The following is a 20,797-nucleotide window of genomic DNA, read 5'->3' as shown; positions in this document are numbered from 1 at the left end:
ATAAGTGTGCAACATGGGGCTGCATGTGTACAGCCCCGTGATTGGCATAGCTAAGAGAATTAATCCCAGCTGAGGATGACTTTACCTGATTGGCCCGAGCCCATAGCGTCGAAGCCTTTTTGGAAATCATCAATCTTGTAGTGGTGCGTGATGATAGGCGAAATGTCTAAGCCAGATTGGATCAAGCTTGCCATCTTGTACCAGGTTTCGAACATTTCACGGCCGTAAATGCCTTTTATGACCAGACCCTTGAAGATCACTTTGCTCCAATCAATCGCCATTTCGCCACCCGGAATACCGAGCATCGCGATTTTGCCACCGTGGTTCATGGTATCTAACATGGCGTGGAAGGCTGAAGGTACGCCTGACATTTCGAGACCCACGTCGAATCCTTCGGTCATGCCGAGTTCTTTCATCACGTCTTTCAGGCTTTCCTGAGCCACGTTAACGGCGCGGGTAGCACCCATTTTACGGGCTAACTCTAAGCGGTATTCGTTAACGTCGGTAATGACCACATGGCGAGCACCAACGTGGCGACATACGGCCGCAGCCATAATACCGATAGGGCCCGCGCCAGTGATTAACACGTCTTCGCCCACTAAGTCGAATGACAGCGCAGTGTGCACTGCGTTACCGAATGGGTCGAAGATTGACGCTAAATCATCGCTGATATCATCGGGAATTTTGAAGGCGTTAAAGGCTGGGATCACTAAGTATTCGGCAAATGAACCTTCGCGGTTTACACCCACACCTGAGGTGTTGCGGCATAAATGGGTGCGACCAGCGCGGCAGTTACGGCAGTGGCCGCAGGTGATATGGCCTTCGCCAGAAACGCGGTCACCAATTTTAAAGCCACGAACTTCTTGACCGATATCAACCACTTCACCCACATATTCGTGACCTACCACCATAGGTACAGGAATGGTTTTTTGTGACCATTCGTCCCAGTTGTAGATGTGCATGTCGGTGCCACAAATGGCGGTCTTTTTAATCTTGATCAGCAGATCGTTGTGGCCCATTTCAGGCTTAGGCGCATCGACTAACCAAATGCCTTTTTCGGCTTTTAACTTGCTTAGTGCTTTCATTTTGTAGGGTCCTAAATAATCGCCATTTCTTTAGCGATACGGGTAAAGGCTTCAATCGCTTTGTCGAGTTGCTCACGGGTGTGGGCCGCCGACATTTGAGTACGAATACGGGCTTGTCCCTTTGGTACGACAGGGAATGAGAAGCCGATAACGTAAATATGTTCTGCTAATAAACGGTTAGCGAAATCGCTCGCCAGTTTGGCATCGCCAATCATCACTGGGATAATCGCGTGGTCGGCGCCGCCTAAGGTAAAGCCTGCCGCTGACATTTTTTCGCGGAAATAACGGCTGTTTTCCCATACCGCTTCACGCAGTGCTTGGCCCGATTTGAGCATCTCTAATACATGGATAGAGGCCGTTACAATCGAAGGCGCCAATGAGTTAGAGAATAGGTAAGGACGAGAGCGTTGACGTAACCAGTCGATGACTTCTTTTTTACCTGAAGTGAAACCGCCCGATGCGCCGCCTAAGGCCTTGCCTAGGGTGCCAGTGATAATATCGACACGGCCCATCACGCCACAGTGTTCGTGCGAACCACGGCCGTTTTGACCAACAAAGCCCACGGCATGTGAGTCATCAACCATGACTAATGCGCCGTATTTATCGGCTAAATCACACACGCCTTGCAGATTGGCGATCACGCCGTCCATTGAGAATACGCCGTCGGTGGCGATCAGAATATTGCGCACGCCAGCGGCTTTTGCGGCGATCAATTGCGTCTCTAAATCCGCCATATCGTTGTTGGCGTAACGGAAACGTTTGGCCTTACATAAGCGCACGCCATCGATAATAGAGGCATGGTTTAGGGCGTCGGAGATAATGGCATCTTCGGCATCTAACAGGGTTTCGAATAGACCTGCGTTGGCGTCGAAGCAAGAAGAATACAGAATCGTGTCTTCCATGCCGAGGAACTCACTCAGGCTGGCTTCGAGTTGCTTGTGGATGTCTTGGGTACCACAAATAAAACGGACCGACGCCATACCAAAGCCGTGGCTGTCTAAGCCTTGCTGTGCGGCTTTGATCAGTTCTGGATGGTTGGCTAGGCCTAAGTAGTTGTTGGCGCAAAAGTTAACAACTTCTTGGTGATTAACTTGAATGGCTGTCTGTTGCGGTGAGGCAATAACACGCTCGCTTTTATATAAACCTTCGGCTTTAACATCGGCAAGCTGTTGATTAATCTGTGCGTAGAATGAGGTAGAGGCCACCTGATATCTCCTTAGTTAACTTTATTCTGATTCTGGGAGTTGCGGCATTTTAACGCTAAACCCTATCGGCCTACAGCCTTTTTTTCATGCAGGTTAGCTAGATAAATTAGTTTAGGGCTAAAGGGGTTGTTACATTATAAAAACTAATGTGCAACATGGTCGGCTACGCTGCACTTTGAGGGTTGCATCACCGCAGAGGGTATAAATTGAGCCCGCATTTAGCACCTTTAACCTGTTGAGTTTAGTGCTAAATGCGACGGCTTGGGGCGATTAGAGCGAATCTTGGGTCGCTAGCTCGTGGTAGTGCTGCTCTAAACGGCTGAAGGTCGCTTGAGATGTTGGGGTGGCGTAGGCCTTAAAAATCATCAATACCCGCAATACACCTTCGTACAGAATGCCTTTAGTGATGGTTGAGGTGCTGGATTGGGTGAGTTGATAACCAATCCAAAAACTCACAATCATCTTAATGGTGTCGGCAAGTTGGGTGATTTTGTCATTGTCGATATTTAAAAAACCGTCCTGCTTGAGTTTATCCAGCACGTGGCTCGAACGCGTTAATACTTGCTGCTGCGCCTGCAGATAACGGCTTTTTAATTCTTCATCGCGGGCGAGAATATCGGCCAGATTGGCGTACATAAAACGGAATTGCCACAGGGTATAAAACATCGCGTCGAAATAGCCGATCAATTGCTCCACATTGACTTGCTCGCCTTCATAGGGTTGGAATCCCGATTCGAGGTGCGCCTCGTAGAGACTGAAGATCGAGCGGATAATGTCTTCCTTATTACGGAAGTGATAATAAAGATTCCCGGGACTCATATTCAGGTGAGCGGCAATATGATTGGTGGTGATATTTCGTTCGCCGTGCTCATTGAATAGCTCAAGGCTGGCATAGATGATTTTGTCGCGGGTTTTCATATATTTTCCAAGTGGCTAGTGAACGCTACAAATTGATTAAAGAAGGCTAACCAACGACCGCTACACTGCTGGTAAATTATCCCTAATTTAAAATCGTATGGATTCATCCCAATGAACAAAAATTCAATACGATTGATATCCCCAAGCGATCTCAAGAGGCTGAAACTCGTATCTTGAGGACGCTTGGGGATATTATGCTAACATTGCCACTATTCATCAGGCAAAAACTCATAAGCACGATTTTTATGAATCGATTTTTTTACAGTGTGCTGCTTTATCTATTATCCCCTCTGCTCATTGTCTATTTGGCGTTCCGTGCCATTAAAAGCCCTGATTACCGTGGCCGCTGGGGCGAACGTTTCGGATTAACACAACTGGCGCCAACGGATTTACTGATCCACTCGGTTTCTATGGGCGAAACGCTGGCGGCAATTCCGTTAATCCGCCAGATCCAACAGGCGCATCCACAGCTTAAGATTACGGTCACAACCTCAAGCCCCACGGGTTCTGCTGAGGTGCGTAAAGCCTTTGGTGATCAAGTGCAGCATTGCTATTTGCCCTTCGATTTACCCATGTGTGTGAACCGCTTTCTGCGCCAGTTATCCCCTAAATGGTGCATCATTATGGAGACTGAGCTGTGGCCGAATCTCGTGGCGCTGGCGGCTAAGCGCGGCGTGCGCTTGATGCTCGCTAATGCTAGGTTGTCGGCTAAATCGGCGGCGCAATATGCCAAGCGTCCACAGTTGAGTCGCCCCATGTTGCAACGTTTAAATGTCATCGCGGTGCAGACGCAAGCCGAGGCGCAGAGGTTTATCGACCTTGGGGTGCCTGCTGATAGAGTCACTGTCTGCGGCAGTTTGAAGTTTGATTTAACTATCACCCCTGAACGATTAACCCTAGCGCGAGAGCTAAGGCTGACTTGGGGGAAAGAGGCTGCGCCCGTGTGGGTGGCTGGGAGTGTTCATCCCGGTGAGTTTGATGCCGTGCTGAGCGCCCATAAGCAGCTGCTCGCGAAATGGCCAGATGCGTTATTGGTGATTGCGCCGCGTCATCCTGAGCAGTTTGCGGCGATGGCCGATGTCGTCGCCAGCCAAGGTTTTGAATTTGTACGCCGCAGTGATGCTCAAGCTATTACCGCCACGACGCAGGTGCTGGTGGGCGATACCATGGGTGAATTGCTAACCTTCTATGGCGCTGCCGATCAAGCCTTTGTGGGCGGGACGTTAATTGAAAATGGTGGCCATAATCCCTTAGAGCCCGTGGCCATGGGTGTGCCAGTGATGGTGGGGCCAAATCATTGGGATTTTGCCCAAATTACCCAAATGTTGGCTGACGCGGGCGGCCTGCGGATTGTGAGTTCAGGCCAAGAGTTGGGTGAGTATTTAATTCAGTATTTTGAGCTGCCTGCATTACGCCAACAAGCCGCTGAGGCAGGCCTTGCCGTAGTAGAGGCTAATCGTGGCGCCTTGCAGCGCCAGTTTGCTCTCGCCGAATCCTTACTCTCGCGCCAAACAGCCTAACACTATTCAGGTCACTAGGCTTGGGGAATAACTGAGTGATAGCCCGAGAGCAGAGCCGTCCAGTCGGCGGGCGTAAAGGCGAGCGTAGGCTGTTTGCCTTGTTCTTTATTGAAGGAGCGTAGCAACCTATCAAGGTTCGCCTTCTGCCATTGGGCATGGGGCGTTTTGATCTCACCCCGGTCAAAATCAATCAGATAGAAACGTTCTTGTACGCCATCTGCTTGCTGTGGTTGCCACAAAATATTTTTCGCGTTTAAGTCGGCATGGTAAACGCCGCGACGATGAAATTGAGCAATGGTGGCGCCGAGTGCTTGCCACTGCTCTGGAGTCATAGTGCCTTTGGTTAACTTAGCAACCAAGTCTTCGGCGCCATCGACCCGCTCGATGATAATGTCTGCACGGTAGAACAAGCCATCGCGCACAATATTGGCGGCAATAGGTTTAGGCACCGCAAATTGCTCGCGGTAGAGCAGCTCGAGCAGCCTTAATTCGCCCATGGCGCGGGTGTTTTCAAGCCCGGTATAGAAGTAGGCATCCTTACTGAATTTCTCCATCAGGCCACCACGCCAGTAATGTCGCAACACCCAATGACGCTCGCTAAAGGCCACAAACCAAGTGGTGTAACGTCCCTTGGATGATCCCACTACCGCGGCTTGTTCACGCCAGAAATCCACCGAAAACCAAGCTGGAGTAATGTCTTCAGGCGTATCTTGGCAAAGTGCCATATAGCCATCGGCGGTATTTATGATTTTGATTTGTGCGTTCATGGGAGATTTGTTGACTTAAGCGTGGCACCTGCGGCCATTCTACATTAAGATCCTTAGCTTGCGCCAAATAACCTTAAGAGCTATTCGCTTGAGTTTAAATCCTAACACCATGAATTCTCTCTGCCTGCTTAGGCTATCGGCTATCGGTGACGTTTGTCATGCCGTGGCTATGGTGCAGGCGATTCAACGCCAATATCCCCAGCTCAAAATCACTTGGGTGATAGGCAAGCTCGAATACCAACTATTAAAGCACTTGCCCGGTATTGAGTTTGTGATTTTCGATAAATCCCAGGGCTGGCGCAGTTACTTTAATCTGCATAAGGCGCTGAAAGGCCGTCGCTTCGATGTCTTGTTGCACATGCAAGTGGCGCTACGTGCGACCTTAGCCTCCCTCGCGATTTCGGCAAAGGTTAGGGTCGGATTCGACCGTGCCCGCGCCAAAGAAGGTCAATGGCTGGTCACCAATCATAGAGTCGAACCTTTAGCAGAGCCCCATGTGCTGGACGGCTTTATGGGATTCGCCAAGGCGATTGGCGTTAGCGACATCACCCCGAGTTGGAATATTCCAGTCCCTCAGGCGGATACTGAATTTGCCCAGCGCCAGATTGCCGATGGCGAGAAGGTATTGGTTATTTGCGCGGCCGCCAGTAAAGCCGAGCGTAATTGGCTACCCGAGCGTTATGCCGCCGTGGCGCAACATGCGGTGAATAAGGGTTACCGAGTCATTCTCTGCGGTGGCCCAACAGCACTTGAAAAGACATTGGCCGACGATATTGCCAATGCATGCTCTGCGAAACTCGATAACTTAGTCGGCAAAACCAGTTTGACTCAATTGCTGGCTCTGCTGAAACGCGCCAGCCTAGTGCTAGCGCCCGATACTGGCCCTGCACACATGGCGGTCACACAAGGGACGCCTGTCATAGGTTTATATGCCCATTCCAACCCAGGCCGCACTGGGCCTTATTTATCGCAGCAATATGTGGTGAGTGCCTACCAAGAGGCCATCGCCTCACAGCAAAGCGGTGAGGTGAAATGGGGCACCCGTGCTAAGGGTGAGCACCTTATGGCGCTAATTAGTGTCGAAGCCGTGATAGAGAAATTTGATCAGGTTATTCAGCAGACACACAGTTAACCACTGTTAGCCTGTCACCCCGAGTTTTAGATTATCGTTTAGGAGAAAAATCATGCGGATAGCCATAGCCATCGACAGTTTAGCGGGTGGTGGAGCCGAGAAGGTCATGATTACCTTGGCAAAGCAGTTTATTAGCCTAGGGCATGAGCCGCATTTTTTGGTCATGGAAGATAATCGTTATTACGAAACCCCTGAAAATTTACCTGTACATCAATGCTTTGTCGACAAAGATAAAGATTATGACCACTTCGGGCGCCTAGGGGCGTCGGTCGATAAGTTACGGGCCAAGATTGCCGAGATTGAGTCCCGAGTCGGTAAGTTCGATCTGTTTTTATCCAATCTTGATAAAACCAACTTGATGATGACCAAAACCGGGGTGACACCACTCTATGTGATTGTGCACTCATCGGTTGAAGAAGAGTTGAGTCGTCAGTTTAAGTTAGGCCCCTTCGCCTACTATAAGAAACTGCGGGCGAAAAAAGCCCTCAATGGCCAGCATTTGATCACTGTGTCCAACGGCATCGCCAAAGAGATTCAAGCTAAGGGACGTTTGCAGCCTGCATCAATGCGAACTATCTACAATCCATTTGAATTTAATGAGATTGTTGCTCAGTCACAGCAAGATAATCCGCAAATCCCTCAGGGTGACTATCTGATCCACGTGGGGCGTTTTGCTAAGCAGAAGCGCCACGATGTGTTATTTGAGGCCCTTAAGCAGACCCAAAATCAGTTACCCGTGGTGCTGTTATGCCATAACCACAAGAAGGCGATTAAAGCGGCGAAGAAATACGGCATCGAGAAGCGCTTAATCATTCCTGGATTCCAGAGTAATCCTTTTCCTTGGATCAAACGTGCGAAAGCACTGGTGCTGAGTTCCGATTTCGAAGGATTGCCGACGGTATTAATCGAATCCTTAGCCTGCGGCACACCAGTGGTCAGCACCGATTGCCCACACGGGCCGAATGAGATTTTGACTGGAAATTTGGCTCCCTATCTTGTTCCCCGTCGTAATCCTGCTGCCTTGGCCAAGATGATTGACGCCGTGGTCGCGCAGCCGCCATCCCTCGAAAACGTGGAGATTTTAACTAAGGTGGATGCGACTGCAATTGCCGAACAATATCTCGCGCTAGCGAAATAATTTACCCGAGGAGAAAGCGGTGGAAGCGCGTAAATCAAATAAAAGACGTTATTTGTTCTACATAGCACAGAATTATTCCTATGCGATGCTAAGGCCGCTGCAGCAAGTGATTCTGGCGCGTGGCGATGAGGCGTGTTGGTTCCTCGAAGGCCGTGAGGTCGACCCCCAATTCCTTAAAGCGGATGAAAAACGCTTACCCGATATCGATGCCGTTAAGGCATGGAAACCCGATGCCGTGTTCGTGCCGGGTAACGTAGTGCCAAGCTTTATCCCTGGGGTAAAAGTGGGGGTGTTCCACGGTTTTAATGCGGGCAAAATGAATCATAAGGGGCGAGAAGATCACTTCGAAATCCGCGATTGCTTTGACTTGTATTGCACTCAAGGGCCTGCGACGACACTGCCTTTCCTTGAGCTAGAGAAAAAAATCGGCACCTTTACCGTGGCTGAAACGGGCTGGCCAGCGCTCGATCCTTTATTTATTGAAAATAAAGATAATCCTTACATTAAGCCCGACGATCCTCGGCCCGTAGTGCTGTTTTGCTCGACATTCTCCCCCAGCCTGACCTGTGCTCCGGCGGTATTTGAGCAGATTAAAGCCCTGTCGCAAAAGAGCCAGTGGCGCTGGTTGGTACAATTCCACCCTAAGATGAAGCCAAGTATTGTTGAGCAATACAAGACTCTCGAAAATGAGAATCTGCAGTTTGTGGAAACCGACAATGTGATCCCGCTTCTGCAGGCGGGAGATGTGATGCTCTGTGATACATCCTCGATTTTATTGATGTTTTTAATGCAGCGTAAGCCAGTAGTGACCTTTAAAAATCAGTCACCGAAGGCACATTTAATCGATATTAACCGAGTCGAAGAGATTGAACCTGCACTCACTAGAGCGCTTAGCCGCCCCGATGATTTGATGGCGCATATCCATGATTATTGTAATCAAATCCACCCCACGGGAGATGGTCAGTCTAGCCAGCGTGTACTCGCGGCAACCGATGCCTTGATTGATAAGGGAACCGCTTGGCTGAAACCTAAGCCATTGAACTTACTGCGACACTTTAAAATGCGCCGCAAGTTAGGCTATTGGAAATTGTTTTAAGAAAAAGTAAGGCCGACACAGTGTCGGCCTTGTTTTTAGCTTTGCGCTTTAGTCTCTTCGACCAGCTTAAAAATAATCTCTTGCATATTTTTCTGAAAATCTTCAATGCTGTGCGTCGCTTTGATGTAGTTCACCGCTTTTAGCGCCAGCTCTTGGCGGAGTAGCTCGTTTTCCATCAAATGGCGGATACCGTCGACAAAGAGTGGGACTTTATCGAAACCATCCCCTAATACAGTGCCGGTAAATACCCCAAATTGGCTGGTGAGTTCATCGGGATCACGACAGCTTACGAGCAGCGTTCCGTAGGATAAGGCTTCCAAAAACGAAATCGGTAGCGCCTCGTGGATTGAGGTATTCACTAAAATCTTAGCGTCCTTAATCAACTGCGCCTTTTTCTCCCCTTCAACATGCCCCACAAAGTGTAAGTTAGGGATGTCGAGGTAGTTATTCATGATGGATTGGTTTTTCTTCGACTGTCTAAAGGATTGACCAAGCATGAAAAATTCATATTCTGGCATCAGTTTGGCAATCTCACAGAACAACCAACCACGCTTAACCGACTCGATGCGGCCGAGGAAGATAATGTGGTTTTTCTTCGGATGGGTTTCGACATCGAAGCTGTGATCGATTTCGATAGGATTAGGTAAGTATTTGATCTCGGTTTTATCGTCGAGGTTGTAGAGATCCCGCGCTTTTCTATCGAGAAAACGCGCCTGAGAAATAAACGAGACTTTACCTGCAGCCCACAAATCGTGGACAAACTGATAAATGTTGCTATCCCAATAACTTTTCTCAGGAAAGAGTTTTACGGTATTAATTTCGTCCCATTCATAATCGGGGCGTGGATCTTGAACCCAGAACAACAACTTTTTATCGATATTGGGGATTGTTTTAAGAATACGATAGGAATGGGTCGTCATTTCGATGGATAAGAAAAGATCATAGTTTTTCTTTTTTAAGAATCTAATATTAAGAAAATCCATAAACTTAGCGGCAAGACGATACACTTTGATACCATCGATCATATAACGACGGGGAATTAATCGCTGTTTGCTGCAATCTTTTTTTATCAGTACTTCTACTTCAATGTTCTCATTGGGCAAGTGTTTGGCGATCAGATGACGGGCAAGAAAGCCGTATCCACCGTACACTGTACCTGTACCACCAAAATATTCATCGACTAATAAAGCGACCTTTAGCTTACTCATAACCACCCCAAAAATACTCACCAGTTCCGTTTGTGAGATAAATTTATTCCAAGCGGAATATTTTGAGGTTTTTAATTCTGGCGATCAATTAAATAATGATCTAATTAATACGGAACGCAGTTTTATATAATCAAGTGTTCAATAAATGTTTTTAAATTGTATCGCTTTAATCAAAAAGTATGAAGGTATTAATGCCTTATTGATACATTTGTTATATTGATAATTATTTTAACGGGCATCATGTTGTATCAGTTTGTTGCAATTTTAATGAGAACGCCAATATAAGAAATGGCGTTCTAATTAAAAGTGATAGTTTATTGCGCTAAGTTAATATATTGAGCGGCAATATATTGGCTGTCTACGGCCTTTAATATTTCTAGATTGTCTAAAGCTGGTGGTGAGGCCAAACATTCCAGTGCCTTTTGTGCCAACAGCGCGGGTTGGCGAACGGGGACGAGATATTGTGCTAAATGCCCTGTGAGAATTTCATTGGGCCCGTGTGGGCAATCAGTACTGACGACAGGTGTGCCACAGGCTAAAGACTCAATCACCACGGTCGGTAAGCCTTCAAAATCTGAGCTGAGTAGCATCAACTCGGCCTTGGCAATCCAAGCGTAGGGATTGTGTTGAAACCCTGGAGTGATGATTCTGTGTTCGACACCGTATTTCTTAGCGAGTTTGCGTGCCTTCTTGGGGCGGTTGCACAGCAGGACAAGCTTAGGGGCCGTTGGCATATCCCTGAGTGCCTTAAACAAAATATCGTGGCGTTTTTGCCGTGTCACGCGGCCTACATGGATCATATAAGGCTCGCTTGGGATCTCGGCAATTTCTTCCTGAGTCTTCTTGCGGATTTCCTCCAATCTAAAGGGATTATAGATTGTCTGAACGCTTTGTGGTTTGAGCCAGGAAGTGGCTCTGAGCTCATCGGCGATGCCATTGGAAACTGTAATGATCTTTTTGCCTATCAGCGCCTTGGCCTTTTTCCAGCGACGCCAGAAATGCACTGGACCACGCTTTAATTCCATCAAGAGTTCTTGCTTGAGGGCGCAGTGGCAAAAGTAATAGCAGGGATCGAAATCGCAGCCGGAAACAACGACATCGCAATCGGTCGAGTTACTTAAAAATAGCGAGAACTTACCCGATTGTTCCGCTTCGGCCACCTTGGCCTGCAGGCGTTGTCTTTGCTCCTGTAGGCTTGGCTTTTGGCCAGCTTCATAAAGATAATGAATCGTCACATTTTCTGGCGGCATAAAATCCCCCTCTTTATGGAACACAAAGAGGTGAACATCTTGCCCGGCTTCCTGCAGCACTTCGGCCTGGGATAAGGCGATTTTGACTGTGCCGTTCGAGAAAAAGTTATGGCAAAAAATGGCGATTTTTTTCATATAAGTGCTCTGATTACGTGGACTTAATCGGTTGTGGTGTGGTTTCAATCCATCTAGGTTGGACGAAAAGCCGCTGCCTACTTAATCCAATATATAGCGAGTCGGCATTATATCAGTTCATGCCTTTACATGGGCTTAATCCGAGGAATTCTTGCCAGTATTTCAATTTTTAACGGGATTTTCAGCGGTTTTTATCGGGATGATTCACTCAAGTGGCTAAAACGAGTAGACTGGCGGCAATGATTTTTGGGTATCTATCTGAGTCGAGTCAGCAAAGTGCATACAAGAGCGATTTATCCTGGGACATTCGATCCCATTACCAATGGTCATGCCGATTTGATTGAGCGTGCGGCTAAGTTGTTTAAGCATGTGATTATAGGCATTGCGGCCAATCCATCTAAGCAGCCAAGGTTTACCCTTGAGGAGCGCGTTGAGTTGGTAAACCGCGTCACAGCCCATTTGGATAATGTGGAAGTGGTTGGTTTTTCGGGCCTGCTGGTGGATTTTGCCAAGGAACAGCGTGCGAGCGTGCTGGTGCGTGGTTTGCGTGCGGTTTCCGACTTTGAGTATGAATTCCAATTGGCCAACATGAATCGCAGATTAAGCCCTGATCTTGAGAGCGTGTTTTTAACGCCGGCCGAAGAAAACTCTTTTATTTCTTCCACTTTAGTGAAGGAAGTCGCGCTGCATGGCGGCGATGTGAGTCAATTTGTACACCCTGAGGTGGCAAGCGCGTTGACCGCCAAGCTTAACCTCGCAAAAGCCTGATAAGGCTGAGTATTTCCATAAAACCTTTGAGGCATCAGGCCTCGCGATGATAATGAAAAGGATGTTATGAAGGCTTTTTTGACCCCCTCTATCCTCGCTGCTAGCGTTGCATCTGGTTTACTGTTTTCTGCTTCCGTTGCTGCCGCCCCTTGGGTGGATGCCTCGGATATTTATTTAAGAGCCGATATTCAAGCACTGGCCGATGCGGGCGTGATCCGTGTGCCAGTGAATACCTTTCCCTTGATGTGGTCTGGTATTGGTGGTGACTTAGCGAAAGTCGAACCCGAGCTATTGTCTCCCCGATTAGTGCAAGCCTTTGCCCGAGTTAACTTTTACTATCAAAATGCCGTCGATAATCGCGGCAATGCTAGGGTTAAACTCTCGGGTGCGACCGATCCCGCTCGCTTCCAGCATTATGGCTCCGACTACCGTGAAAAGGGTGAGGCTAAAGCCTCCTACGAATATTTAGGCTCACGTGTGGCCTATAAAACCACAGTTGCTGAGACGTACGATCCGCAAGATAACAAAAACTTCCGTCTCGATGAGTCTTATTTTGCTGTAATCATGGGTAACTGGATTGCGACCTTAGGTACGGTTGAGCAATGGTGGGGGCCGGGATTTGATTCGGCATTGCATCGCTCTAACAATGCGCGCCCAATGCAGTCACTGTCGCTCAGCCGTAATAATGCCGCCGCCTTCGAAACGCCATGGTTATCTTGGATTGGTCCTTGGACCTTCAAGACCGGTTTTAGCATGGCTGAAAAAGAGCGTGCTGTGCCTAAAACGGCTGAATGGGATATGCGTTTCACCGCCAAACCCCTTCAGCAGCTAGAAATTGGCTTGTCTTGGTCAACACTCTTTTGTGGTGAAGGGCAGAATTGCGACTTCGATTCTTGGTGGGACTCAGTGGCAAGCAATGCGGTGTGCATAGACGGTTCGGATTCTTGCCTAGCCGATCAACGCCGTGACGCGGGCCATAGAACCCAGAGCATCGATTTACGTTATGCCGACACTTGGCAGGATATCCCCGTTGGTTTGTACCTTGAGCATAGCTGTGAAAACGGCAGCGATTGCGGCTCACTCTGGGGGATAGATACCCATTTCGGCACATCGGGTAAGCAATTCAAGCTATTCATGGAATACTCGGATACCTTTGTCGAGTGTGATGGCAAGCCTAACTGCTTCTATGAAGATCCTGTTTACCTCAGTGGAGCGCGTTACTACGGCAGAGCTTTAGGCTCGACCTATGATAGCGATGCCCAAGTCTTTGTGTTTGGTTTGGTTGGTCAGTTCCATAACAGCCGTGGTTTTACCTCGCTACTGCGTTATGCCAAGTTGAATAAAGACGGCACCAACGTGGCGACCACATGGGCGCCACAGCCACCGAAGGAAGACTTGCTGATGCTGGAACTTTCTTACCGTATGCCGGTGTGGAAGGGCATGTGGAGTCTGGGCGGTACAGTATCGAGATCGGAATTTGATGTACAAGAAAATGATACTAATGCGACTTTCTTCAGCAGTTTTGAATACCGTTTTTAAGCGCTAATCCAATAAAAGGCCTGCTAATCAGCAGGCCTTTTTGTTTTCTCAGAGAGCTTACTTCGCATAAAACGCGCGGTACCACTCGACAAATCTGCCCACTCCGGTATTGATATCCACTTGGGGTTTATAACCCACCGCCTTAAACAGGTCTTCGGTATCGGCCCAAGTGGAATGCACATCACCTGGCTGCATGGGTAAGAATTGTTTGTTAGCCTCAATGCCGAGTGCACTTTCGAGTGCGGTAATAAAATCCAGCAATTGCACTGGGCTGCCATTGCCTATGTTGAATACGCGATAAGGGGCGCTGCTATTAGCCGGTGTACCAGTTTCTACACGCCAGTCCGGTGTTGGACGAGGTGGTTTGTCTTGCACTCTGATGATGCCCTCAACGATATCGTCGATATAGGTGAAATCACGGCTGAGATCGCCATGGTTATACACATCGATAGTGTCGCCCGCGAGAATGGCTTTTGTGAATTTAAACAAGGCCATATCGGGTCGTCCCCAGGGGCCATACACGGTAAAAAAGCGCAAGCCAGTGGTGGGTAACTGATAGAGATGTGAGTAAGTGTGCGACATTAACTCGTTGGCTTTCTTGGTCGCTGCATACAGGGATATCGGATGATCGACACTGTCCTCGGTCGAAAATGGCATCTTTTGATTCAAGCCATACACAGAGGATGAAGAGGCATACACTAGATGCTCAATCTTATGGTGGCGACAGCCCTCTAAAATGGTGAGATGCCCAACTAAATTGCTATCGGCATAGGCGAGGGGATTATCGAGGGAGTAGCGCACCCCAGCCTGCGCGGCGAGATGGATAACCCGTTGAAAACCTTGTTCTGCAAATAATGCTGCTATGCCGTCTCTGTCGGCTAAGTCCAGTTTGATAAAACGGAAATTGCTTAAGGCCTCGAGCGGTGCCAGTCGAGCTAGCTTTAGCCCAACATCATAATAGTCATTGAGGTTATCGATACCGACAACCTCATGGCCCTGTGCGCAGAGGCGCTCACTGACTTTAGCGCCGATAAATCCGGCGGCGCCTGTGACTAAGTATTTCATAGTAAACCTTTATATTTTTGACGCTTAGTCGTGATGGAACAGATCCCGGGTGTACACCTTAGCGGCGACATCTTCGAGTTCATTGGCCATACGGTTAGAAATAATCACATCGCACATGGTTTTAAACTCATGTAAATCACGGATCACCTTAGAGTTAAAAAACTCGTCTTCCTTGAGTACGGGCTCATAGACCACGACTTCGATGCCCTTGGCCTTAATACGTTTCATCACACCTTGTACCGCCGAGGCGCGGAAGTTGTCTGAGTCGGATTTCATGATTAAGCGATAGATCCCCACTCGCTTCGGTTGCTTATTGATAATCGCGTTGGCGATAAAATCTTTGCGGGTCGTGTTGGAGTCGACAATGGCGCTGATGAGATTGTTAGGTACATCGTTATAGTTGGCCAGCAATTGCTTAGTGTCCTTGGGCAGGCAGTAACCGCCATAACCGAAGGAAGGATTGTTATAGTAATCGCCGATGCGCGGATCTAAACATACGCCTTCGATAATCTGGCGGGTGTTGAGCCCTCGGCTCTCCGCATAGGTGTCCAACTCATTAAAGTAGGCGACGCGCATGGCTAAAAAAGTGTTGGCAAATAACTTAATCGCCTCGGCCTCTGTGCTGTCTGTGAGTAAAATCGGAATATCTTGCTTAATGGCGGCGCGAGCAAGCAGATCGGCAAAGGTTTGGGCGCGCTCTGAACGTTCACCTACTATGATCCGGGAGGGGTGAAGGTTATCGTAAAGCGCCTTACCTTCGCGCAAAAACTCTGGCGAAAATAAGATATTGTCACTGTTGAGTTTACTTCTCAGCCCTTCGGTAAAACCCACTGGCACAGTCGATTTGATGACAATGGTTGTGTCGGGATTCAGGGCAAGTACTTCCTTGGCGACCCGTTCGACCGACTGAGTATTAAAGTAGTTGGTTTGTGGGTCGTAATCCGTAGGAGTGGCTATGATGACAAAATCGGCTTCTTTAACGACGTTTTTGTCGCTCGTGGCACTGAGATTTAAGGCTTTATGCTGCAGGTATTCTTCAATCAGACTGTCGGCGACCGTTGGTTTACGCGCATTAACTAACGCGATGCGCTCGGGCATCAAATCAATCGCTACTACATGGTTTTGCTGGGCGAGTAAAACCGCGTTCGATAGGCCAACATAGCCCATTCCAACTACAACTATGTTCATAGGTTTTATACAGTTTGGCATTTTGTTTCCCAAACTAGCATTTTCTGCGGCATTAGAATATGTCATTTCGATGAAATTCACAGTTCCAAATTAAGTGCTCTTTTCTCGATTTTCACCCGTATACAATGCTGGGCTCGCGTTCCGTTTAATTTATAACATCCTATCTATGCAGATTTTTTTTGCCACAATCCTATGTTACCGTACTCATGGTTATTAAGCTTGGAGCCTTAACGTGATTTCAGTCGTGATCCCCGCAAAAGATGAAGTGGGCAATATTGGCCCATTAATGAAAGAGATATGCCAAGCCCTGCAAGGGTTGACTGAGTTTGAAATTCTTGTTGTCGACGACGGTAGTCAGGATGACACTTTTGGTGAAGTTATGCACACCGCAGAGGTGATGCAATGCGATGCTAAAGCTATTCGTCACGAGCGCAGTACGGGCCAAAGTACCGCTATTTCCACTGGCGTTTTACACGCCCGCGGTAAATACATTGTCACCTTAGATGCCGATGGACAAAACGACCCTGCGGATATTCCCGCCATGCTGGCTCAATTGCCGCAAATTCATGCCGAACACTTTTGTATTGCTGGTTATCGCAAAAACCGTAAAGACACGGCGTGGAAGCGATTCCAGTCCCGCTTTGCGAATAAAGTGCGTGATGCACTGTTACACGATGGCATACCCGATACCGGATGTGGCTTAAAACTCTTCCCCCGCGAAACCTTCCTGCGCATGCCTTACTTCGACCATATGCACAGATATATCCCTGCACTCGTGCGCCGCATGGGGGGCGAAGTGTTTATTTCTGTGGTTAATCATAGGGATCGCCAAGTAGGCGTGTCTAAATATACCGCTTGGAATCGGGTCTGGGTCGGAATTGTCGACATCATGGGCGTCATGTGGCTCGGTCGTAGGGCAAAAATCGCTAAGGTCGCCCGTAGCGAAACCAGCTGGCACGATTAAGATGAAGCGACTCTATAAGGCGATTTTTATCGTCTTTATTTTGCTGGTGTTAATGTTTGCGGCCCAGCAAGGGTTATTCGAGCATGTGACCGATAGCAATTGGGTGGCACACTTTATTGCCGCTCAAGGGGCTTATGCGCTGGCGGTATTGCTGATGGTTGGCGCCTTGTTTACCGCTGTCGGTGGGCCGAGGCAGGTGATCGCCTTTGTATTCGGCTTTGCCCTCGGTGGCATCTATGGTGGTTTATTTTCCACCTTAGCGGCATTGCTGGGTTGCGTGCTGGCGTTTTATACCGCGAGATTAACCATTCGAAGCAGTCTGCAACGACGTTTTGGCAATCGTTTACAAAAGTTTGAGGCGTTGATCATTCATCGGACTTGGTTAAAAGTCTTAATGATCCGTTTGTTGCCCGTGGGGAGTAATCTGCTGACGAATCTGTTTGCGGGGGCGACACATATCCCCGCAGGGGGATTTATGTTTGGCAGCGTGCTGGGTTATTTGCCGCAGATGCTGATATTCAGTTTTGCGGGCGCGGGCATTGGCTTGTCCGATCATAACCAACTGGGGATCAGTATCGGGCTGTTTATTATCTCGAGTCTCATCGGTGCTTACCTTTACCGTTCTAGCCTGCGAAAGCAGGTGGATGAATTGGAAAACTAAATAGGGATTAGGAATGGATGCATTGAATCGTCGTTTCAATAGCGAAGATTATTACCAAGTACTCTGGCCGCTGCTGTTGATGAGTTTGCTGATCTTGTTGGTTGGCATAGGTTTTCGTTCCCCTTGGCCCGCCGACGAGCCGCGGTTTGTTGAGGTCGCGCGGGAGATGGTGGCCTCGGGTCAATGGTTATTCCCTACCCGAGGCGGGGAATATTATCCCGATAAGCCGCCAGTATTTATGTGGGCGATCGCCCTGTTTTATCAACTCACGGGGTCGTTAAAACTCTCTTTCTTACTCCCCAATGCCCTCTGCGGCTTGCTGACGGTATTCCTTGTCTATGATCTGGGTGCCAGATTGTGGAATGTGCGGGTTGGCCGCAACGCTGCACTATTGCTCCTTATCGTGCCGCAGTTTTTGATGCAGGCGAAAAATGCCCAGATAGATGCCATGGTGATGTGTTGGATAACCGTAGGATGTTACGGATTAATCAGACATTTTATGCTTGGGCCTAAGTGGCATTGGTATTTTATTGGCTGGGCATTTATGGGGCTTGGGGTGATCACTAAGGGGGTTGGTTTCTTGCCCCTATTGTTGCTCATTCCGATTGGGGTTTACGCCTTCAAAGATAAGGCCCGTTTTGAGGGCCGCTTAACTTGGCTTTGCCTCGCGGGGCCGTTGGCCATGTTGGCCGTGATTGCCTGTTGGTTAGTGCCAATGGTGATGACGGTTCAAGCCCATGGCACGCCCGAGATGGTGGCCTATCAAAATAATATTTTGTTTAAGCAAACGGGCGAGCGTTACGTCAATGCTTGGCACCATATCAAGCCTTGGTATTTCTTCGTGCTGAGCGTGATCCCTTGGATGTGGTTCCCGATTTCGTTGCTGGTGGTCGCCTATTGGAAACAGTGGCTGCAAAAGGTAAAAGCCGATCCCACCATTGCGATTCTGCTGATTTGGGTCGGGCTCGTGGTGCTGTTTTTCAGTATCAGCCCGGGCAAGCGCAACGTGTATATTCTACCCGCATTACCTATGTTGGCCTTGGCGGCATCGGCGGTATTAACGGGTGTTTCACCCAAAGCTTGGTTTGAAAAACTAGTCACTGGTGTGCTGTGGTTCTTGGGCGCACTCGTGTTAGTGGCCGGCGTGCTGGCATTTATTCATCACCCTGCACTTGTCAAAGCGCTGGCGGACTATACCGATGATCTCACTGGCATTGGTTATTTATTTATTTTGCTCGGGGTGCTTTGGTGTGCCTTGCTGTGGCTGGCGCGTCGTCAGTTTGCCTTGGTTAAGGTGGGGTTAGTTTCCGCCTTGGGCTGGGTGCTGGTGAGCACTTGGGGTTACGCTATGCTCGATGAAATGCGCACCCCGAGAAGCCTGATGCTACACACAGCCGAAGTGATAGGTGAAGATGCCGAACTTGGCTTAGTAAACTTTAAAGAGCAATTTATTCTGTTCTCGCCCATGAGTGTGACGCACTTTAGTTATCTCGCGCCGGTAGAAGAGCAGGAGCGTAACGCGTGGCAATGGATGCAGGAGAACAAACAGCGTTATGTGTTAGTGCCTAGCGGTGCCGAGCTGAGTTGTTTCGATATTAAAGGCGGTAAGAGCATGGGGATTGCCCACCGTGACGAATGGATTTTGTTATCTGCGTCAGAGCTTAAGCCTCAGTGCCAAGCGCCAGAGCGTGAGTACCGTTACTTTACCGATCATCCTGGCCGTTGGTTAAAAGAGTAATCAACAGTCATATCGAAGAAGCTAAAAAAATGCCTGCAATTGCAGGCATTTTTATCGGCGAGGTTAACGCGTCTGGCAGATGCCGCAAAATACTGTGGTGCGTTGACCCAGGCGGATTTCGCTGAGTAGATTGCCGCACTGAGTGCAGGTTTCGCCGCCGCGGCCGTAAACATGCAGCTTTTGCGCGAAATAGCCGGGTTTACCCTCGGCATTGGTGAAGTCTTTAAGCGTAGTGCCGCCCTGCTTGATGGCGTGGGCGAGGATTTGTTTGACCTCGGCAACTAGTACCGTTAAGCGTTCAATATCTATCTTGCCGGCCTCCGCCTCGGGGTGTATCCCTGCGGCAAACAGTGCTTCGTTGGCGTAAATATTCCCCACACCTACCACAATATGGTTATCCATCAGGCAGAGTTTGATAGCCTTCTTCTTGCCCGCCAGTGCGGCAGCTAACTGATTGACGTTAAAGGCGTCGGTTAAAGGTTCTGGCCCGAGTTTTTCCAGTAGCGGATGGGCTTCCTCTGGCAATTGGCACCATAACCAAGCGCCGAAACGTCTCGGATCGTTAAAGCGCAGAATTCGGCCATTGGCAAGGACAAGATCGATATGATCGTGCTTCTCCACTGGCGTGTCATGGGGCAGGATCCGCAAGCTGCCCGACATCCCCAGATGCACTATGCTGGTGCCAGCATCGGTATCGATTAACAGGTATTTAGCGCGGCGGCGCACTTGGCGTATGGTTTGGCCGATGATCTGTTTGGCAAGTTCGGGGACGGGCCAACGCAGTGAGGCGTTACGGATTACGAGGTCAACCACGGTTTGTTCGACAAGATGTGGGGCTATGCCCTGACGGGTGACTTCGACTTCTGGTAATTCCGGCATGATTGAGTTCTTTTCGGTAATAGATTAGCTGGTGGATTTTGCATCGAGGATTGGCTGTAAATCGGCCCTTAGGCTGGGGGGTACTAAATACCAGTTGCCAGCGGGTGATTTGAGCACACCGTCCTCGGAGAAATAAATCCAACGTTGCGATTGGCGGATCTCGGCAATTTGGATCACCAGTTCCTGCGGTTTGCCAGTGGGCTGTGGTGCCTCGCTGAGGGGCGAGACTCTTAGGCCTTGCCAAGCCTTGGCCCATTGGGCGCAGTTGAGCACCAGCGGATCGCATTCCCAACCTGAGGCTTGTTTATGCAGCCACACACCATCTAGCTGCAACTGTGCCAGCGGCGCATTATCATCAAACAACAGCTGGGCATCACTCGGCACATTATGGGTTTTCTTGTCCATAAACGTCAGTACCGCAATGATAAAAATGCAGGCAAGAATAATGATGTTATTCCACTGTTTACGAGTAAGCGCCATAGGTAGAGTGACACAAAAAATGGGACTGATGCCATGAGTGTATCACGGCAAAATAGAGATG

19 protein-coding genes are annotated in these 20,797 nt (G+C 48.8%); 9 read left to right on the top strand and 10 right to left on the bottom strand.

The features are described from left to right. Positions 1 to 59: 59 nt before the first annotated feature. The 3 genes from tdh to L2713_RS10525 form a co-directional block, all read right to left on the bottom strand. Positions 60 to 1,085 (bottom strand): L-threonine 3-dehydrogenase, encoded by a 1,026-nt coding sequence (gene tdh / locus L2713_RS10535; RefSeq protein WP_011624622.1) that lies wholly within the window; start codon positions 1,083 to 1,085, stop codon positions 60 to 62. Between the two features lie 11 nt (positions 1,086 to 1,096). Then, positions 1,097 to 2,290, bottom strand: coding sequence for a glycine C-acetyltransferase (locus L2713_RS10530; RefSeq protein ID WP_248967851.1), 1,194 nt, complete (start codon positions 2,288 to 2,290; stop codon positions 1,097 to 1,099). A 270-nt stretch (positions 2,291 to 2,560) separates the two neighbouring features. Beyond that, on the bottom strand, positions 2,561 to 3,208 hold the full coding sequence (locus L2713_RS10525; protein WP_011624620.1) for a TetR/AcrR family transcriptional regulator: 648 nt from the start codon (positions 3,206 to 3,208) through the stop codon (positions 2,561 to 2,563). A 245-nt stretch (positions 3,209 to 3,453) separates the two neighbouring features. Here L2713_RS10525 and waaA point away from each other — a divergent pair, with 245 nt between their 5' ends. After that, positions 3,454 to 4,728, top strand: coding sequence for a lipid IV(A) 3-deoxy-D-manno-octulosonic acid transferase (gene waaA, locus L2713_RS10520; protein WP_248967849.1), 1,275 nt, complete (start codon positions 3,454 to 3,456; stop codon positions 4,726 to 4,728). Positions 4,729 to 4,742: 14 nt separating this feature from the next. Here waaA and L2713_RS10515 read toward each other — a convergent pair whose 3' ends face one another. Beyond that, positions 4,743 to 5,495 (bottom strand): 3-deoxy-D-manno-octulosonic acid kinase, encoded by a 753-nt coding sequence (locus tag L2713_RS10515; protein ID WP_248967848.1) that lies wholly within the window; start codon positions 5,493 to 5,495, stop codon positions 4,743 to 4,745. A gap of 88 nt (positions 5,496 to 5,583) precedes the next feature. Here L2713_RS10515 and L2713_RS10510 point away from each other — a divergent pair, with 88 nt between their 5' ends. Genes L2713_RS10510 through L2713_RS10500 form a run of 3 tightly spaced genes read left to right on the top strand, consistent with a single transcriptional unit; the run spans position 5,584 to position 8,861 of the window. Next, positions 5,584 to 6,627 (top strand): glycosyltransferase family 9 protein, encoded by a 1,044-nt coding sequence (locus L2713_RS10510; protein ID WP_248967847.1) that lies wholly within the window; start codon positions 5,584 to 5,586, stop codon positions 6,625 to 6,627. A gap of 52 nt (positions 6,628 to 6,679) precedes the next feature. Beyond that, entirely contained in the window at positions 6,680 to 7,765 is a 1,086-nt protein-coding gene (locus L2713_RS10505; protein ID WP_248967846.1) for a glycosyltransferase, read from the top strand. Positions 7,766 to 7,784: 19 nt separating this feature from the next. Beyond that, positions 7,785 to 8,861 (top strand): CDP-glycerol glycerophosphotransferase family protein, encoded by a 1,077-nt coding sequence (locus L2713_RS10500; RefSeq protein ID WP_248967845.1) that lies wholly within the window; start codon positions 7,785 to 7,787, stop codon positions 8,859 to 8,861. Between the two features lie 35 nt (positions 8,862 to 8,896). On the opposite strand, the gene L2713_RS10495 is transcribed toward L2713_RS10500, so the two are convergent. Both L2713_RS10495 and L2713_RS10490 read right to left on the bottom strand, forming a co-directional pair. Continuing rightward, a complete protein-coding gene (locus L2713_RS10495) occupies positions 8,897 to 10,069 on the bottom strand; it encodes a glycosyltransferase family 4 protein (RefSeq protein WP_248967844.1) in 1,173 nt (390 codons plus the stop codon). A gap of 314 nt (positions 10,070 to 10,383) precedes the next feature. Beyond that, positions 10,384 to 11,454 (bottom strand): glycosyltransferase, encoded by a 1,071-nt coding sequence (locus tag L2713_RS10490; RefSeq protein ID WP_248967843.1) that lies wholly within the window; start codon positions 11,452 to 11,454, stop codon positions 10,384 to 10,386. 276 nt (positions 11,455 to 11,730) lie between these two features. Here L2713_RS10490 and coaD point away from each other — a divergent pair, with 276 nt between their 5' ends. Next, complete coding sequence (gene coaD, locus L2713_RS10485; protein WP_011718800.1) at positions 11,731 to 12,222, top strand: pantetheine-phosphate adenylyltransferase; 492 nt, start codon at positions 11,731 to 11,733, stop codon at positions 12,220 to 12,222. Positions 12,223 to 12,288: 66 nt separating this feature from the next. Further along, positions 12,289 to 13,761 carry a capsule assembly Wzi family protein gene (locus L2713_RS10480; protein WP_248967842.1) on the top strand — a complete coding sequence of 491 codons (1,473 nt, stop codon included), beginning with the start codon at positions 12,289 to 12,291 and terminating at the stop codon, positions 13,759 to 13,761. Positions 13,762 to 13,818: 57 nt separating this feature from the next. Here L2713_RS10480 and L2713_RS10475 read toward each other — a convergent pair whose 3' ends face one another. Beyond that, positions 13,819 to 14,826, bottom strand: a complete 1,008-nt coding sequence (locus tag L2713_RS10475; RefSeq protein ID WP_248967841.1) for an NAD-dependent epimerase — start codon at positions 14,824 to 14,826, stop codon at positions 13,819 to 13,821. 24 nt (positions 14,827 to 14,850) lie between these two features. Then, a complete protein-coding gene (locus L2713_RS10470; RefSeq protein ID WP_248967865.1) occupies positions 14,851 to 16,014 on the bottom strand; it encodes a nucleotide sugar dehydrogenase in 1,164 nt (387 codons plus the stop codon). Positions 16,015 to 16,246: 232 nt separating this feature from the next. On the opposite strand from L2713_RS10470, the gene L2713_RS10465 reads away from it, so the two are divergent. From L2713_RS10465 to L2713_RS10455, 3 genes are read left to right on the top strand one after another with little or no spacing between them, the layout of a single operon-like run. Next, entirely contained in the window at positions 16,247 to 16,978 is a 732-nt protein-coding gene (locus L2713_RS10465; protein ID WP_248967840.1) for a glycosyltransferase family 2 protein, read from the top strand. 1 nt (position 16,979) lies between these two features. Beyond that, positions 16,980 to 17,639: a TVP38/TMEM64 family protein gene (locus tag L2713_RS10460; protein ID WP_023266183.1), complete on the top strand. Its 660-nt coding sequence runs from the start codon at positions 16,980 to 16,982 to the stop codon at positions 17,637 to 17,639. Between the two features lie 13 nt (positions 17,640 to 17,652). Then, positions 17,653 to 19,377 carry an ArnT family glycosyltransferase gene (locus tag L2713_RS10455; RefSeq protein WP_248967839.1) on the top strand — a complete coding sequence of 575 codons (1,725 nt, stop codon included), beginning with the start codon at positions 17,653 to 17,655 and terminating at the stop codon, positions 19,375 to 19,377. A 63-nt stretch (positions 19,378 to 19,440) separates the two neighbouring features. Here the strand turns inward: L2713_RS10455 and mutM are convergent, their stop codons facing one another. Both mutM and L2713_RS10445 read right to left on the bottom strand, forming a co-directional pair. Further along, entirely contained in the window at positions 19,441 to 20,256 is an 816-nt protein-coding gene (gene mutM / locus L2713_RS10450; RefSeq protein ID WP_011624602.1) for a bifunctional DNA-formamidopyrimidine glycosylase/DNA-(apurinic or apyrimidinic site) lyase, read from the bottom strand. Between the two features lie 24 nt (positions 20,257 to 20,280). Then, complete coding sequence (locus L2713_RS10445) at positions 20,281 to 20,736, bottom strand: hypothetical protein (RefSeq protein ID WP_248967838.1); 456 nt, start codon at positions 20,734 to 20,736, stop codon at positions 20,281 to 20,283. Positions 20,737 to 20,797: the final 61 nt, after the last annotated feature.

Source organism: Shewanella seohaensis (genome assembly GCF_023283775.1).
Classification (GTDB): domain Bacteria; phylum Pseudomonadota; class Gammaproteobacteria; order Enterobacterales; family Shewanellaceae; genus Shewanella; species Shewanella seohaensis.
Note: the sequence above shows the minus strand (reverse complement) of the source record. Positions and strands in the feature narration are given on the sequence as shown.